General features: G+C 68.5%; 12 protein-coding genes and 6 tRNA genes. 8 read left to right on the top strand and 10 right to left on the bottom strand.

The window, feature by feature from the left end; all coding sequences use genetic code 11:
* Window positions 1–8 precede the first annotated feature (8 nt).
* The 8 genes from CKW34_RS10435 to CKW34_RS10400 form a co-directional block, all read right to left on the bottom strand.
* Window positions 9–1,109, bottom strand: coding sequence for an NUDIX hydrolase (locus tag CKW34_RS10435; RefSeq protein WP_059381315.1), 1,101 nt, complete (start codon window positions 1,107–1,109; stop codon window positions 9–11).
* On the bottom strand, window positions 1,106–2,233 hold the full coding sequence (locus CKW34_RS10430; RefSeq protein ID WP_059381314.1) for a glycosyltransferase family 4 protein: 1,128 nt from the start codon (window positions 2,231–2,233) through the stop codon (window positions 1,106–1,108). Before CKW34_RS10430 ends, CKW34_RS10435 begins: the two co-directional genes overlap by 4 nt.
* Entirely contained in the window at window positions 2,234–3,136 is a 903-nt protein-coding gene (locus tag CKW34_RS10425) for a phosphatidylinositol mannoside acyltransferase (RefSeq protein WP_059381313.1), read from the bottom strand. It lies immediately after the preceding gene.
* The gene (gene pgsA, locus CKW34_RS10420) at window positions 3,133–3,804 is read right to left on the bottom strand and encodes a phosphatidylinositol phosphate synthase (protein ID WP_026061728.1); all 672 of its coding nucleotides are present in this window, start codon (window positions 3,802–3,804) and stop codon (window positions 3,133–3,135) included. The genes CKW34_RS10425 and pgsA overlap by 4 nt, the downstream gene beginning before the upstream one ends.
* Window positions 3,805–3,955: 151 nt before the next feature.
* Window positions 3,956–4,477 carry an ATP adenylyltransferase gene (locus tag CKW34_RS10415; protein ID WP_051033086.1) on the bottom strand — a complete coding sequence of 174 codons (522 nt, stop codon included), beginning with the start codon at window positions 4,475–4,477 and terminating at the stop codon, window positions 3,956–3,958.
* A gap of 59 nt (window positions 4,478–4,536) precedes the next feature.
* On the bottom strand, window positions 4,537–6,603 hold the full coding sequence (thrS, locus tag CKW34_RS10410) for a threonine--tRNA ligase (RefSeq protein ID WP_059381312.1): 2,067 nt from the start codon (window positions 6,601–6,603) through the stop codon (window positions 4,537–4,539).
* 139 nt (window positions 6,604–6,742) lie between these two features.
* A complete protein-coding gene (locus tag CKW34_RS10405; protein WP_059381311.1) occupies window positions 6,743–7,375 on the bottom strand; it encodes a DUF742 domain-containing protein in 633 nt (210 codons plus the stop codon).
* Between the two features lie 239 nt (window positions 7,376–7,614).
* A tRNA-Val gene (locus tag CKW34_RS10400) sits at window positions 7,615–7,686 on the bottom strand.
* A 434-nt stretch (window positions 7,687–8,120) separates the two neighbouring features.
* On the opposite strand from CKW34_RS10400, the gene CKW34_RS10395 reads away from it, so the two are divergent.
* The 5 genes from CKW34_RS10395 to CKW34_RS10375 all read left to right on the top strand — a co-directional run bounded on the left by CKW34_RS10395 (window position 8,121) and on the right by CKW34_RS10375 (window position 8,583).
* Window positions 8,121–8,193, top strand: a tRNA-Gly gene (locus CKW34_RS10395).
* Between the two features lie 25 nt (window positions 8,194–8,218).
* Window positions 8,219–8,289 (top strand) — tRNA-Cys (locus tag CKW34_RS10390).
* A gap of 1 nt (window position 8,290) precedes the next feature.
* A tRNA-Val gene (locus tag CKW34_RS10385) sits at window positions 8,291–8,365 on the top strand.
* 50 nt (window positions 8,366–8,415) lie between these two features.
* A tRNA-Gly gene (locus tag CKW34_RS10380) sits at window positions 8,416–8,491 on the top strand.
* Between the two features lie 20 nt (window positions 8,492–8,511).
* Window positions 8,512–8,583: transfer RNA gene (locus tag CKW34_RS10375), tRNA-Val, on the top strand.
* Window positions 8,584–8,718: 135 nt separating this feature from the next.
* Here the strand turns inward: CKW34_RS10375 and CKW34_RS10370 are convergent.
* On the bottom strand, window positions 8,719–9,213 hold the full coding sequence (locus CKW34_RS10370; protein ID WP_059381310.1) for an alpha-isopropylmalate synthase regulatory domain-containing protein: 495 nt from the start codon (window positions 9,211–9,213) through the stop codon (window positions 8,719–8,721).
* Window positions 9,214–9,613: 400 nt separating this feature from the next.
* Here CKW34_RS10370 and CKW34_RS10365 point away from each other — a divergent pair, with 400 nt between their 5' ends.
* A complete protein-coding gene (locus CKW34_RS10365) occupies window positions 9,614–10,165 on the top strand; it encodes a GNAT family N-acetyltransferase (protein WP_059381309.1) in 552 nt (183 codons plus the stop codon).
* Window positions 10,166–10,234: 69 nt separating this feature from the next.
* Here the strand turns inward: CKW34_RS10365 and zapE are convergent, their stop codons facing one another.
* The gene (gene zapE, locus CKW34_RS10360; RefSeq protein ID WP_059381308.1) at window positions 10,235–11,248 is read right to left on the bottom strand and encodes a cell division protein ZapE; all 1,014 of its coding nucleotides are present in this window, start codon (window positions 11,246–11,248) and stop codon (window positions 10,235–10,237) included.
* Between the two features lie 180 nt (window positions 11,249–11,428).
* Between zapE and CKW34_RS10355 the strand changes: the two genes are divergently transcribed.
* Entirely contained in the window at window positions 11,429–12,973 is a 1,545-nt protein-coding gene (locus CKW34_RS10355; protein WP_059381307.1) for an alpha/beta fold hydrolase, read from the top strand.
* A gap of 64 nt (window positions 12,974–13,037) precedes the next feature.
* Window positions 13,038–14,273 carry a glycosyltransferase family 87 protein gene (locus CKW34_RS10350; protein ID WP_080968165.1) on the top strand — a complete coding sequence of 412 codons (1,236 nt, stop codon included), beginning with the start codon at window positions 13,038–13,040 and terminating at the stop codon, window positions 14,271–14,273.
* The last annotated feature ends 17 nt before the right edge of the window (window positions 14,274–14,290 follow it).

The following is a 14,290-nucleotide window of genomic DNA, read 5'->3' as shown; positions in this document are numbered from 1 at the left end:
GCTCGGGCTCAGTGGATCGCGCGGATCTCCGGCTCGAGCCGCCGCATCGCGACCTGCCGCGCCTCGTCGAGCAGCTCGGGCAGATCGTGCGGGTAGACCGGGTTCCCGGACTGCACGAGCGTCTGCAGTTCGTCGTCGTCGAACCAGCGGTGTTCGAGGCGCATGCTCCGCTCGAGATCGGTGAAGCCGTCCGCTGCGGGTTCGAAGGACGGCACCCGCACCGCGAAGAACAGCTCCTCCGAGTGCAGGACCTCGCCGTTGAACGGGAAGACGGCCACGCGCCGCCACATCGGCCCACACAGGATGTCGCGCTCGACCCGCAGGCCGGTCTCCTCGGCGAGCTCGCGGAGCGCGGCCGACGCGAGGTCCTCGCCGGGTTCGACGGCGCCGCCGATCGTGAACCAGAAGTGCCGCTCGGGCACCGCCGGGTCGTGTCCGCGCAGCAGCAGGACCCGGCCGTCCTCGTCGAGCAGCACGACGCGGGCCGACGTGCGTGCCCGATCCGGCACGGGGGTGGTGCGCGCAGCGGGAGCAGTGGCAGTGCCGGAGGCAGGGGTCGCGCTCGGAGAAGGAGCCGTGCCGGGAACGGCCGGAGACGCGGTGGCGACTGCACCCGCCCGCTCGGCGATCTCGAAGTAGGTGGGCAGCGGCGCGGTTCCCCCGAGGTGCAGCCAGCGGACCGGTCGTCGGGTGCGCAGCGCCAGGGTGTCGCGTACCGCGTCGTTGTGGAAGCGGCGGGCGATGAGCACGCGTGCCTCCGCATCGGCGAGTTCGGCCACGAGCTGGGGCCGCAGCCGGCCGGTCTCGAGCCGTGCCAGGGCAGCCGACAACGCGTTCTCGGCCTCCTCGCGCCGGTCGCGGTCGGCCCGCTCCGCGGTGTCGGCGAGCTGGGCGAGTGCGCGTCCCTCCGGGACGGGGATCGACGCGGCGATGCTCCGCACGACCACCGCGCGGCGCGCCAGGGCCGCATCGAGTGCCTGCCAGGACAGATCCGAGCGCACGTGGAGACGGTCGAGCCGGTTGGCGGTGGAATAGGCCCACACACCGATCGCCACGACCACGGCGGCGACCAGCGACAGGACGAGGATCGTCACCGCGCTGACGGTCACGACCGGACCTCCCGCACCGGGCCGGCACCGACGGTGACGGTCTCGTAGACCCGCAGGATCTGATCAGCGACCACCGGCCAGTCGTACGCCTCGACCACCGTGGATCCGAAGTCGACCAGCGCCTGCCGGCGGTCGTCGTCGTCGAGGACCTCGAGGATGCCGCGTGCGAGCGCGTCGGCATCGCCGACCGGGACGAGGACACCGGCCTGTCCGTCGCGCAACACACGGCGGAAGGCGTCGAGTTGGGAGGCGACGACCGCCGTCCCCGCCGCCATGGCCTCGACGAGCACGATGCCGAAACTCTCACCACCGAGGTTCGGCGCGCAGTACACGTCGGCGCTGCGCATCGCGGACGCCTTCTCGTCGTCGTCGACCTGCCCGAGCAGGCGCAGGTGCCGGAAGTAGCGCCCCGCCTCCTTCCGCAACCGCTCCTCGTCGCCGCGCCCCACCACGAGGATCTCGATGTCGGGATGCCGGGCGACGAGAGCCGGCAACGCTCCGAGCAGGACATCCATGCCCTTGCGGGATTCGTCGTACCGGCCGAGGAAGAGCACCGTGCGGCCCGGTCGCGGGTAGCCCGGCAGCAGCGGGGCGTGCCGGAAGAACGACACGTCGACGCCGTTGGGGATCTCGACCGCGTCGGCGCCGAGAGAGGTGACCTGCCAGCGCCGGGCCAGCTCGGACACCGCGATCCGGCCGCTGATCTTCTCGAGATAGGGCTGCAGGACGCCCTGGAAGGTGCTGAGCACCAGCGATTTCGTCGTCGACGTGTGGAAGGTCGCAACGATCGGCCCTTCCGCCACCTTGAGCGCGAGCATCGACAGGCTCGGCGCGTTCGGTTCGTGGATGTGGAGGACGTCGAAATCGTTGTCGTTGATCCAGCGGCGGACCCGCGCGTAGGAGACGGGACCGAAACTCAGGCGCGCGACCGATCCGTTGTACGGAATGGCGACGGCGCGACCTGCGGAGACGACGAAGTCCGGCAGGGGCGTCGTCTCCGACGCGGGAGCGAGCACGCTCACCTCGTGCCCGCGGCCGATGAGGACCTCCGCGAGATCCACGACGTGTGCCTGTACCCCACCGGGAACGTCGAAGGAGTACGGGCAGACCATCCCGATCCTCACCTACGCCTCCATCCGGGCGCGGCGGGCCTCCGACAGGTCGTCGAGCCACAACGGTTGCAGCATGTGCCAGTCCTCGGGGTGGGCGGCGATGTTGGCGGCGAACCGGTCGGCGAGGGCCTGTGTGGCAGCGTCGATCCCGACGCTCACGTCGAGCTCCGGATCCACACGGAACCCCCAGCCGTCCTCGGTGAACCAGCAGTGCACCGGCAACAGTGCCGCACCGGTGTCGATGGCCAGTTTCGCCGGTCCGGCGGGCATGCGGGTCGGTTCGCCGAAGAAGGTGACCGGGACTCCCTTGCGAGCGAGGTCGCGTTCGCCGAGCAGGCACACGATCCGGTTGTCGCGCAACCGCGCGGCCAGCTCCCCGAACGGAGGCGTCTCCCCGCCGCTCGAGGGGAAGATCTCGAAACCGAGACCCTCGCGGTAGTCCACGAAACGGCGGTAGAGGGACTCGGGACGCAGGCGCTCGGCGACCGTGGTCAATCCGCCGAAGTAGCGGACGCACCACACGCCGGCGAGATCCCAGTTCCCACTGTGGGGCAGCGCCAGGATCGCGCCGCGACCGGCGGCGAGCGCCGCCTCGATGTGCTCACGGCCCTCGATGGACGAATCGATCGACTTCGCGGTCGCGTCGAGATCCATCGACGGCAGGCGGAACGCCTCGCGCCAGTAGCGCGCGTAGGACCGGACCGACCGGCGGATCAGATCGTCGGGCACCTCGTCCGGCTGCACCCCGAGCACCCGCGCGAGGTTGCGGCGCAGTTGCTGCGGTCCGCCGCCACGGCGCGCCGCATAGTCGGCGCCGGCGTCGAACAACCGTCGCGCGACGCCGTCGGGCAGTGCCCGGACCAGGCGCCAGCCACCCGCGTACGCGAGATCGGACGCCTTCTCGCCGACACTCACTGCGCTCCCCCGTCGTCCCGGGTCTCCGTCGTCCCACCGGCCGGGGGCGTGATGGGAAGCAGTTCGCGCGCACCCGCGGAGTTGCGGACGGCGAGAACCCGCTGGAAGACCGTGATCACCGATCCGACGACGAGCAGCCACATCGCGATGTGGATCGCCCAGTCGAGCCCGAGGCCGGTGAGACCGGCGCCCACGAGCACGATCACGAGCCGGTCGGGTCGCTCGATCAGGCCGCCATCGGCGGACAGACCGCTCGCCTCGGCCCGCGCCTTCGCATACGAGATGACCTGCGACGTCACGAGGCAGACGAGGGTGGCGACGAACAACGGGCGGCTCTGCTCGTGGTAGACGGCCCACCACGCGAGACCACCGAAGATCGCACCGTCGGCGACCCGGTCGCAGGTCGCGTCGAGTACCGCTCCGAAGCGCGTTCCGCCCCCACGGGCCCGGGCCATGGCGCCGTCCAGCATGTCGAACATGACGAACAGCCAGATGACCATCGTTCCCCAGAACAGGTGTCCCATGGGGAACAGGGTCACGGCGGCGGCGATCGTGGCGACGGTGCCGATGAGCGTGACGGCGTCCGGAGTCAGGCCGGTACGGATCAGCGCCTTGCCGAGCGGCGCGGTGACCTTCGACACCGACGCACGCCCGAAGAAGCTCAGCATCCCGCGACCCCTGTCTTCCTGTCCGACCGTTGTGTCCGGAATCCGATCCTGCCACGAGTGGAGCCGGAAATGCGCGGTCGGCCCGCGGTGGATCGGCATGCGAACGGCACCACGGCCGTGCGCTGCGATCGCGACGACTCGGGGAGGGCTGTCACTCGTCCCATGCCGAGGCGAGCAGTGCACGGGTGTCGCGCAGCAGCTGCACCATCACCTTCGACCCACCGAGGACGGTGATGAAGTTGGCGTCGCCGCCCCAGCGCGGGACGACGTGCAGGTGGAGATGCTCGGCCAGCGAGCCTCCCGCCGCGGCACCGAGGTTGAGGCCGACGTTGAAGCCGTGCGGCCGCGAGACGCGCTTGATGACGCGGAGCGCGCGCTGCGCGAACTGCATGAGCTCCGCGCTCTCCTCGGGCGTCAGATCCTCGAGGTTCGCCACCCGGCGATACGGCACGATCATCAGATGTCCCGGGTTGTACGGGTACAGGTTGAGCACCGCGTACACCAGTTCGCCGCGTGCGACGACCAGGCCCTCCTCGTCGGACATCTTCGGGATGTCGGTGAAGGGCTCGTACGGCTCGTCGCGACCCCGCGGGGACTCGGTGATGTACGACATCCGGTGGGGCGACCACAGGCGCTGCAGGTGGTCGGACTCTCCCACGCCGCGATCGACCATCGAGGCGGGACTGTCCTCCGTCGCTGGGATGTCGGCGGGCCCCGGGGTGCGGTCGCCCGTCACGACGGGCTGCCTTCCCCACCGGAGCCGACGAGTTCGGCGGTGGGCGAGGCGTTCTCGCGGCGGCGGACCCATTCGGTGACGATCCGCACGGCCTCGTCGACGGGCACGCCGTTGACCTGCGTGCCGTCGCGGAAGCGGAAGCTGACCGCGCCGGCCGCGACGTCGCGCTCTCCGGCGAGCAGCATGAACGGCACCTTCTGCGTGGTGTGTGTGCGGATCTTCTTCTGCATGCGGTCGTCGGAGACGTCGACCTCGGCGCGGATCCCCTGCGCCTTCAGCTTTCCGACGACGTCGAACAGGTGACCCTCGAAGTCGGCGGCCACGGGGATGCCCACGACCTGAACGGGCGAGAGCCACGCGGGGAAGGCACCGGCGTAGTGCTCGGTGAGCACACCGAAGAACCGCTCGATGGAACCGAACAGTGCGCGGTGGATCATGACGGGGCGGTGCTTGGCACCGTCGGCGCCGGTGTACTCGAGCTCGAAGCGTTCGGGCAGGTTGAAGTCGAGCTGGATCGTCGACATCTGCCAGCTGCGGCCGAGCGCGTCCTTGACCTGCACGGAGATCTTCGGGCCGTAGAAGGCGGCTCCGCCCGGGTCGGGCACGAGGTTCAGGCCGGAGGCCTCACCGACCTCGCGCAGCGTCTCGGTCGCGACGTCCCACAGTTCGTCGCTGCCGACGAACTTCTTGGGGTTCTTCGTCGACAGTTCGAGGTAGTAGTCGTCGAGCCCGTAATCCTTGAGCAGGTCGAGGATGAAGTTCAGGACGCTGGTGAGCTCGTCGCGCATCTGCTCCGGGGTGCAGAAGATGTGTGCGTCGTCCTGCGTCATGCCGCGCACGCGGGTCAGGCCGTGGACGACACCGGACTTCTCGTAGCGGTAGACCGAACCGAACTCGAACATGCGCAGCGGCAGTTCGCGGTAGGAGCGCCCGCGCGACCGGAAGATCAGGTCGTGCATCGGGCAGTTCATGGGCTTGAGGTAGTAGTCCTGGCCCGGCTTGCGGACGGTGCCGTCCTCGTTGAGCTCCTCGTCGATGTGCATCGCGGGGAACATGCCGTCGCGGTACCAGTCGAGGTGACCGGAGACCTCGTACAGCTGACCCTTGGTGATGTGCGGCGAGTACACGAACTCGTAGCCGGCCTCGACGTGCCGCTGGCGCGAGTAGTTCTCCATCTCCTGGCGGATGATGCCGCCCTTGGGATGGAAGACGGGCAGACCCGAACCGAGCTCGTCGGGGAACGAGAACAGGTCGAGCTCGTTGCCGAGCTTGCGGTGGTCGCGGCGTTCGGCCTCGGCGAGGAGTTCGAGGTGCGCGTCGAGCGCCTCGGTGGACTCCCAGGCCGTGCCGTAGATGCGCTGCAGGCCGGCGTTGTCCTGGTCGCCGCGCCAATAGGCCGCGGAGCTGCGCGTGAGCTTGAAGGCCGGGATGAACTTGGTGGTGGGCACGTGCGGGCCGCGGCACAGGTCCTTCCAGACGAGCTCACCCGTGCGCGGGTTGAGGTTGTCGTAGATGGTCAGTTCCTTGCCGCCGACCTCCATCACCTCGGGGTCGTCGATGCCGGACTTGTCGTCGATGAGTTCGAGCTTGAACGGCTCGTCCTTCAGTTCCTCGCGGGCGTCCTCGAGGCTGTCGACGACGCGACGCGAGAAGCGCTGGGCGTCCTTGACGATCTTCTTCATCCGCTTCTCGAGCTTCGCGAGATCCTCGGGCGTGAAGGGACGCTCGACCTGGAAGTCGTAGTAGAAGCCGTCGCGGATCGGCGGGCCGATGCCGAGCTTGGCCTCCGGGAACTCCTGCTGCACGGCCTGCGCGAGCACGTGGGCGGCCGAGTGGCGGATGACGCTGCGGCCGTCGTCGGTGTCGGCGCCGACGGCCTCGACCTCGACGTCCGCTTCGGGCGTCCAGGACAGGTCGCGCAGCGCGCCTTCGGAGTCGCGGACGACCACGATCGTCTCGGGTCCCTTGGTGGGCAGACCCGCGTCACGGACCGCCGCGCCCGCAGTGGTCCCCGCGGGCACCCGGACGATCGTGGCTGGTTTCACGGATGCGGGCGTGGTCACTGTGACGGACTCCTCGGCTCGATGCCTGATACGTGGTCGTCGCCGGGCACGTGCTGCGGTCGACGACCGCGAGCACACGGCAACTTCCTCATGCTATCGACATCCGCGCGGACCGCGAACACAGGGAGCCGTGAAGTCCTCAGAGGTGGTTGAGACCCGTCAGTACCCGTTCGAGCAGTTCGACGTTCGGTCCCACCTTGTCGGCGGTGCGGTGCACGGTGATCTCGCCGGTCGCCGCGAGATCGCCGACGAGCACGCGGGCGACACCGAGCGGGATCTGCGCGAGGGCCGCGATCTCCATGATCGATCTCGGCTGGGCGCACAACGCCAGCACGAGGCGATGCTCGTCCATCGCCGGACCGGACTCACTGCCCATCGCGGAGGGGACGGCCGACACGAGCACTTCGAGAGGCAACTCCACCTCGGCTCGGGTGCGTCCCCCGCTCCGTACGAACGGGCGCACGAACGACGACGTCTCTGGCTGGTTCATGTCCTCGATTCCCACACTGGTCCCGGTGCCCGCATTCCGGCCGGCCGCCTGCGCTGCTCCGACCGACTGCGCTCTGTCGACCGGTTGCGCTGTGTCGACCGGTTGCGCTGCGGGCCGGTACACCTCGGCTGCCGTGACCTCGTCCACGACGGGGCCCGGCTCGCGGTGATTCCGTACCGGCACGGCGTGATCCGCCGGCCGCCGACGTCGACGGGACCGACCGGATCCGAATCTCGCTCCGGTCGCCCCCACGACCGGCCATTCGCTGTCCGCAACGCTCATCCGGACGTGTCCTCCTCGACGACCACGATCCTGCCATCACTATGCGCACTTCGGCCACAAGCACCACAGCTGTGCCCACACGACACGCGTGGTCGAGCCCGATGGGGCCGTTGCGGTTCGAAGGAAACAAGCGCTCGCGGGCGACCCGCCCGACCGGGCGCCACGCATGCTCAACGATTTCATCAAGGTACGAAAAAAGGCACCCCTGCGGGGGTGCCTTTCGTCACTGTCGATCTCGGTGGTCCCGGCTGGGATCGAACCAGCGACCTCCCCGGTGTGAACGGGACGCTCTTCCACTGAGCCACGGGACCGGGCCGCTTCACAGCGGCTCGAACGAGATGGAACACTAACACGCTCCCGCCATGAACACGAATCGCCTGGTGACAGCGTTTCGATGCGCTGTTCCGTGCGGCGCGTCCCCGCGCTGCACGCGCGCGTACGCGAGGGACAGGAGTCGGACCCAGGACTCGGCATCCGGAGCCGGCACCTCGAAGCCGGAGCCTCGGACGATCTCTTCGTCCCGGAGGCCCCGGAAGGTGCAACCGCCGGCGGGAGCGACACGAGATCGACCCCCGAAGCCCGATTCGGCAACCCGATTCGGCGCCTCCCGCGGGGGTCATCGACCCGTCACCTTCGCGAAATCTGCCGGTTTTCTTCCGTTGACCTGCGGATTTGTGTGTTCCGTAGATGCTCGGCTACTGTTTTGAACCGCACCACGGAGAGCAAGACGCCGAACGGTGCGAATGCGGATGTAGCGCAGCTGGTAGCGCATCACCTTGCCAAGGTGAGGGTCGCGGGTTCGAATCCCGTCATCCGCTCGAGAGGTTGGACTCGACCTTTTACGGTGGAGTGGCCGAGTGGTGAGGCAACGGCCTGCAAAGCCGTGCACACGGGTTCGATTCCCGTCTCCACCTCGCGCGATTAGCTCAGCGGGAGAGCGCTTCCCTGACACGGAAGAGGTCACTGGTTCAATCCCAGTATCGCGCACCAGGTTCGACCAGCACGTGGGTCGGACCGGTTCACCGAAACAACGTGCACATGCGGATGTAGCGCAGCTGGTAGCGCATCACCTTGCCAAGGTGAGGGTCGCGGGTTCGAATCCCGTCATCCGCTCCACTCCGGCGATCACCATGCCGGCGCGATTAGCTCAGCGGGAGAGCGCTTCCCTGACACGGAAGAGGTCACTGGTTCAATCCCAGTATCGCGCACAGAAGATGAAGGCCCCCTTCGAATTTCGAAGGGGGCCTTCATTCGTTCGTGGAGTGGGTCGACGTCCGAGCCATCCGGTGAGGAATCCGACAGCGATCCGGTGCAGAGGTACTCCCCCGCACCGGACCGGCGCGTCACGCGCCGAGCTTGTTGATCCCCGCGATCATCGCCCGCAGCGACGACTCGGTGCCGGTCTCGCCGGTGCCCATGACCCAGGCCGTGCGCTCGCCGGAGCGGCACAGCAGGAAGGTCGCGGACATCCCACCGAGGTCGTGGCGATGGAACGACAGGATCTCGATGTTCAGTCCGAGGTCGTACAGCATCGCGGTCATCGCGGCGATCGGCCCGCAGGTCGTGGCGGATGCGGTATGGATGGTGTCGCCGATCGCGATCGTCGCCTCGAAGGCGCTGCGTCCCGCACCGAGGGTCGTCGCAGTCCAGCCGCCGAGGCGGACCGGACCGTGCTGGGCACCGTAGGTGGATTCGAATTCCGTCCAGCTCATGCCGGAGGCTTCCTCGCGCAATCCCCGAGGAAGTGCGCGCCCGTAGCGGGCGAAGAACGGATCGGCATCAGGGGTGCCGAAGGGGAACATCGGAGCGAAACCGGAGAAGGAGGTGAAGGCGTTCATCGTTCGTAGTGGTCTTCCACGAGAAGGAAGGACCGACGCGTAGCTCAACGACCCGCAGCGAGGGGTCGGTCCGAATCAGACCCCGCTACGGCGGTGAACTACGAGTACGCGCTTCATAGCCGCGACGGTACAACGCACCGACATTTCGTGCAAGTCGTATGCACGGGACCGTGTGACGGAACCGTGACCACTGCGGCTGGAACCTGAGGTATCCCTCATGTAGCGTGGATGTTGCCATCCCCCCGATGGTGTCGAACCCCAGCCATGACCCCCCATCCAAGGCTGGGGTTCAGCCATATCCGGCCCTTCTTCGCCTCGTGTCCGGGCTCGTGTCTCCGTCTCGCATCGACACGCCGGGGCTCCTGCCGGATCATCCCGTCCGAGTGCTTCACTGGTGTGCATGTCCATGCCACCACTCGAAGAAGCGGTCTCCGTCGACGAGGCGGGCATCTGGGATGCCGAGGCGATCGCCCAGGTCGCCGCCGCGACCTTCCCGCTCGCCTGCCCTCCGGACGCCGCCGAGGACGACATCGCCGACTTCATCGAGCGCACCCTCAGCGCGGAGAAGTTCGCCGAATACCTGTCCTCCCCCGAACGCATCGTTCTCGAGGCACGCGCAGGTGAGGAGATCGTCGGTTACCTGATGGCAGTGGACGCCGCGCCCGAGGATCCGGCGATCGACGCGATGATCACGGCGCGGCCGGCGATCGAGATCAGCAAGCTGTACGTGATGCCGGGCCATCACGGGTCGGGGGTGTCCGCAGCGCTCATGGACGCGATCGTCGCGCGGGCCCGCGCGCTCGGGCGGGCGGGCCTGTGGCTCGGCGTCAATCAGGAGAACACCCGCGCCCGGCGCTTCTACGAGAAGCAGGGCTTCGAGGTGGTGGGCACGCGCACGTTCGTCGTGGGCGCGCAGACACACGACGATTTCGTCATGCAGCGCACCCTCTGAACGGAATGCCGGCAGTGATCCGGTGATGCGGTGTGAACGACCCGGCGCGGATGAGCGCCGGGTATCCGCTCAGCCCGCGGCGACCTCGAAGCGGGACAACGCCAGGAGGCGGGAGGTCGCACGCAGGTACTTCTTGCGGTAACCGCCGGCGAGCATCTCGGGCGTGAAGATCTCGTCGAGCTTGGCGCCGGAGACCGTCACGGGAATGCTCGCGTCGTACATGCGGTCGGCGAGGACCACCAGACGCAGGGCCACCGACTGGTCCTTCGCCGGATGCACACCCTCGAGGAAGACGGCGGGCACACCTTCGACGAGCTTGCCGTACCGCGAGGGGTGCAACGTGCTCAGGTGCGCGCACAGCTCGTCGAAGTCGTCGAGCGTGGCACCCGGGATCGCCTCGGCGCGCTCGGTGAGCTCGGCCGAGTCGACCGGATCGGGTGCGGGCGGCAGGTCGCGGTGACGGTAGTCGGGGCCGTCGACGCGGATGGTCTCGAAGATCGACGCGAGTTTCTTGATCTCGCGCAGGAAGTCCTGTGCCGCGAACCGTCCCTCCCCCAGCTGGCCGGGGAGCGTGTTGGAGGTCGCGACGATCGAGACACCGCGGGCCGACAGTTCGGTCAGCAGGCGCGAGACGAGCATGGTGTCGCCCGGATCGTCGAGTTCGAACTCGTCGATGCACAGCACGCTGTGGCTAGACAGCTCCTCGACGGCCTTGTTGAACCCGAGGGCGCCGACGACGTGGGTGAGCTCGACGAACGTGCCGAAGGCCTTGGGAGAGGGTGCGCTGTGGAAGATCGAGGCGAGCAGGTGGGTCTTGCCCACGCCGAAGCCGCCGTCGAGGTAGAGGCCGGCACCCTGCGGCTGGGAGCGGCGGCCGAACAGGCCGCGCTTGCCACCGCGGATCTTCCCGATCTTGCTGACGAACTCCGCAGCGGTCTTCACCGCGGCCGCCTGGCTCGGCTCGTTCGGATCCGGGATGTACGACTCGAAGCTCACCTCGTCGAACATCGCGGGGGGCACCATCTGCGCCACCAACTGGTCAGCAGGCACCACCGGATTGCGGTCGACGAGACGTTCGTGCATTAGCCCAGGGTACGACCGCACCATGCTCGGATCCGCACTCGAATCCGGAATGCGACCTACTTCACACGGCGTTCACCTCGGCGTCACGCTCCGGGAGGACACTTCCGATCGGCTGCTCCACCACCGGTTGCACGCCTCCGTCGGTGAACCTGGCAGGCTGTGCGCATGCGCAGATCGGGAGTGATCGCCGCGATGTTGATCACGGTTGCCGCGGCGTCGACCGCGTGCGGAGCAGGACCGTCGATACGTCCCGACGTCGCCGTGGTGCGCGACGATCCCGGTGTCGCCGTCGACAGGACCCCGCAGGACGAGACCGCGGTACCCGAACTTCCGGTGCCGTCGGCCGAACCGACGTGGCGGAACTGCACGGACGAGACGCTCTCCTCGTTCGACGCACCTCCCGGTCCCCAGGGCCTCGTTCTCGAGTGCGCGGAGGTCGTCGCCCCGATCGATGCGGCCGGCACCGTCACCGGCACCTTCCCCCTGGCCGTCATGCGCGCACGACTACCCGACACCCCCACCGACGTGGCGCCGCTGGTTCTCACGACCGGCGCCGACATCGCATCGACGCGTGCACTGACCGGGATGGCGACCGGTCCGATGTCCGGTGCACTGGCGATGCGTCCGATCGTCGCGGTGGATCGGCGCGGAATCGGCAACTCGCTCGCGATCGACTGCATCTTTCCCGCGGATCGTCGCGGCCTCGGCGATCTCGGGCAATTCGGCCGCACCGGCGATGCACCCGAACGTGTCGCCGATCTGGGCCGTCAGGCGACCGTCTCGTGCACCGACTACCTGCAGCCGCAGCAGCTGATGTTCGGCGCGTCGCACGCCGCCGACGACATCGAACGCCTCCGCCAGGCATGGGGAGTGGACCGGATCGGCCTCCTCGGCGTGGGGAACGGTGCGACGGTCGCGCTCGCCTACGCCGCCGCCTATCCGGGCGCGGTCGGCCGCCTGGTCCTCGACTCCCCCGCCACGGCCACCGCCGACGCCGAGCTCATGGCCGAGTCGCAGGCCCGCGGGGCAGAGGCCGCCGTCGATGCCTTCACGCGGCAGTGCATCGCCCTCGACTGCGCCCTGGGCGACGATCCCCGCGCGGCGATCGAGGATCTGCACGAGCAGGCCACCGAGGGTGACCTCGCGCCGGTCTCGGCCAACTCGTTCCTCACGGCGCTGACGGGTGTCCTCGGCACGCCGCGCGGCGATCTGCAGGGTCGCGTCCGTGAGGTGGCGGACGTCCTCGCGGCGGCACGGGACGGCGATGTCATGCCGCTCATCGAACTGGTCGGCGCGGCCGAGGAGAGGCTCTCGACGGACGGTCAGTTCGTCGCCCGGTGCAGCGACGGACAGCGGTGGCCGACCCCGACCCATGCGGGCGATCTCGCCCGGAGCTGGTCGACCCTGTATCCGCTCTACGGCGCGGACCTTGCGACGGGCCTGACGGCATGTGCGGCGTGGCCGAGCCTGCCTCCCCCGCCGCTGCCGGCTGCGCTCGACGTGCCCGTGCTCGTCTCCTCGGGGGCCGCGGACCCGGTCGTGGGCAATGCCGGCGTGGAGTCGGTGACAGGTGTGCTCACCGCGGGCGGTATCGCCTGGGCGTCACTGTCGTGGCAGGGCGCCGGTTACTCGGCAGTCCTGCACTCGGGTTGCGTGCAGGCCCGGGTGGAGGCCTATCTGTCCGAGGGGGAACTTCCGCCCAACGGGAGCCTGTGCCCCGCGTGAACCTTCCCGGCACGGGGTCAGGGCGTGTGCACGGGTCCGCAGGCCCGCGGTGTACCGTGCCGTAGTGTTCCTCAGAAGTCTCGAACCCCGGACCGCACGCACGACCGCCGAGGTGGTCAAGGCTGTGGTGTGGCCCCTTGCCGTACTGACGGTTCTGCACCGGGTCGTGATCAAAGCGGTCAACGGGTTCCGGACGGACGACTTCACCCCGGTCTACAACGCGGCGCTGGCCTTCCTCAACCGCCGGCCGGTGTACACCGCCGAGTTCCAGTGGGTCGATCCCCACTATCTCTACCCACCTTCCGGCACGCTGCTGATCGCCCCGATCGCGGTGATCGACCCCGAACGGTCGCGGTGGTTGTTCATCCTCGCCAATGCGATCGCGATCCTCGTCGCGCTGTACCTGCTGCTGCGCATGTTCGGTCTGCGACTCGACTCGCCGATCGCGCCGGTGCTGGTCTTCGCCGCGTTCGCGTCCGAGACGGTGACGAACACGCTCGTCTTCACGAACATCAACGGTCTCGTCCTGCTCGGCGAGATCGCCTTCCTGACGCTGCTGCTCAAACGCCGTGATCTGTGGGCGGGAGCTGCGCTCGGCCTGACCTTCGCCGTCAAACCGATCCTTGCTCCCCTGCTGTTCCTGCCACTCGTGCGCGGACAGTGGAAGGTCTTCATCACCGCCGCGGGCGTCCCGATCGCGCTGACGATCATCGCGTGGCCCCTGTCGGTCGACGCGTGGCAGTTCGTCGAACACACCGTGCCGTACCTGCTCGAGTCCCGCGACTACTTCAACAGCGCGATCGTCGGCAACGGCATGTACTACGGGCTCCCGGCCTGGCTGGTCTTCGGCCTGCGGGCGGTGCTCGCGGTGATGGTCGCGGTCTCGGTGTGGCTGCTCTACCGTTACTGCCGCCACGACGAGGTGTTCTTCGTGTGCACCGCCGGCGGTGTGTTGCTCGCGGCCTCGTTCCTGCTCGGATCGCTCGGCCAGATGTACTACTCGATGATGCTGTTCCCGCTGCTGATGACGGTGCTGCTGCCGAATTCCGTGATGCGGAACTGGCCCGCCTGGCTCGCCGTCTACGGCTTCCTGAGCTACGACTCGTGGCTGTCGAGCCGGTGGGTGGAGGCCGGTCGCGCGGCGGAGTACATGAAGACCACCTTCGGCTGGTCGCTGCTGCTCATCGTCGTCTTCGCCGTCCTGCTCGACCGCTACCTCGCCGCGAAGCGGGAAGGACGCCTGGCGGACGGTATCGAGCCGTCGCACCTGCTCGAGGAGAAGCAGCCGGCACGGACGTGACCCGCTGCTTCCGGTGC

The organism is Rhodococcus rhodochrous (assembly GCF_900187265.1).
GTDB lineage: Bacteria > Actinomycetota > Actinomycetes > Mycobacteriales > Mycobacteriaceae > Rhodococcus > Rhodococcus rhodochrous.
The sequence above is the reverse complement of the archived record's forward strand: the minus strand, read 5'-3'. Positions and strand labels throughout refer to the sequence as shown.

Excerpts from the sequence above, each read along its gene's own strand:
- CKW34_RS10405 (WP_059381311.1), bottom strand. The coding sequence starts at position 7,375 with ATGAGCGTTGCGGACAGCGAATGGCCGGTCGTGGGGGCGACCGGAGCG.
- zapE (WP_059381308.1), bottom strand. The coding sequence starts at position 11,248 with ATGCACGAACGTCTCGTCGACCGCAATCCGGTGGTGCCTGCTGACCAG.
- CKW34_RS10365 (WP_059381309.1), top strand. The coding sequence starts at position 9,614 with ATGTCCATGCCACCACTCGAAGAAGCGGTCTCCGTCGACGAGGCGGGC.
- CKW34_RS10415 (WP_051033086.1), bottom strand. The coding sequence starts at position 4,477 with ATGGTCGATCGCGGCGTGGGAGAGTCCGACCACCTGCAGCGCCTGTGG.
- CKW34_RS10370 (WP_059381310.1), bottom strand. The coding sequence starts at position 9,213 with ATGAACGCCTTCACCTCCTTCTCCGGTTTCGCTCCGATGTTCCCCTTC.
- pgsA (WP_026061728.1), bottom strand. The coding sequence starts at position 3,804 with ATGCTGAGCTTCTTCGGGCGTGCGTCGGTGTCGAAGGTCACCGCGCCG.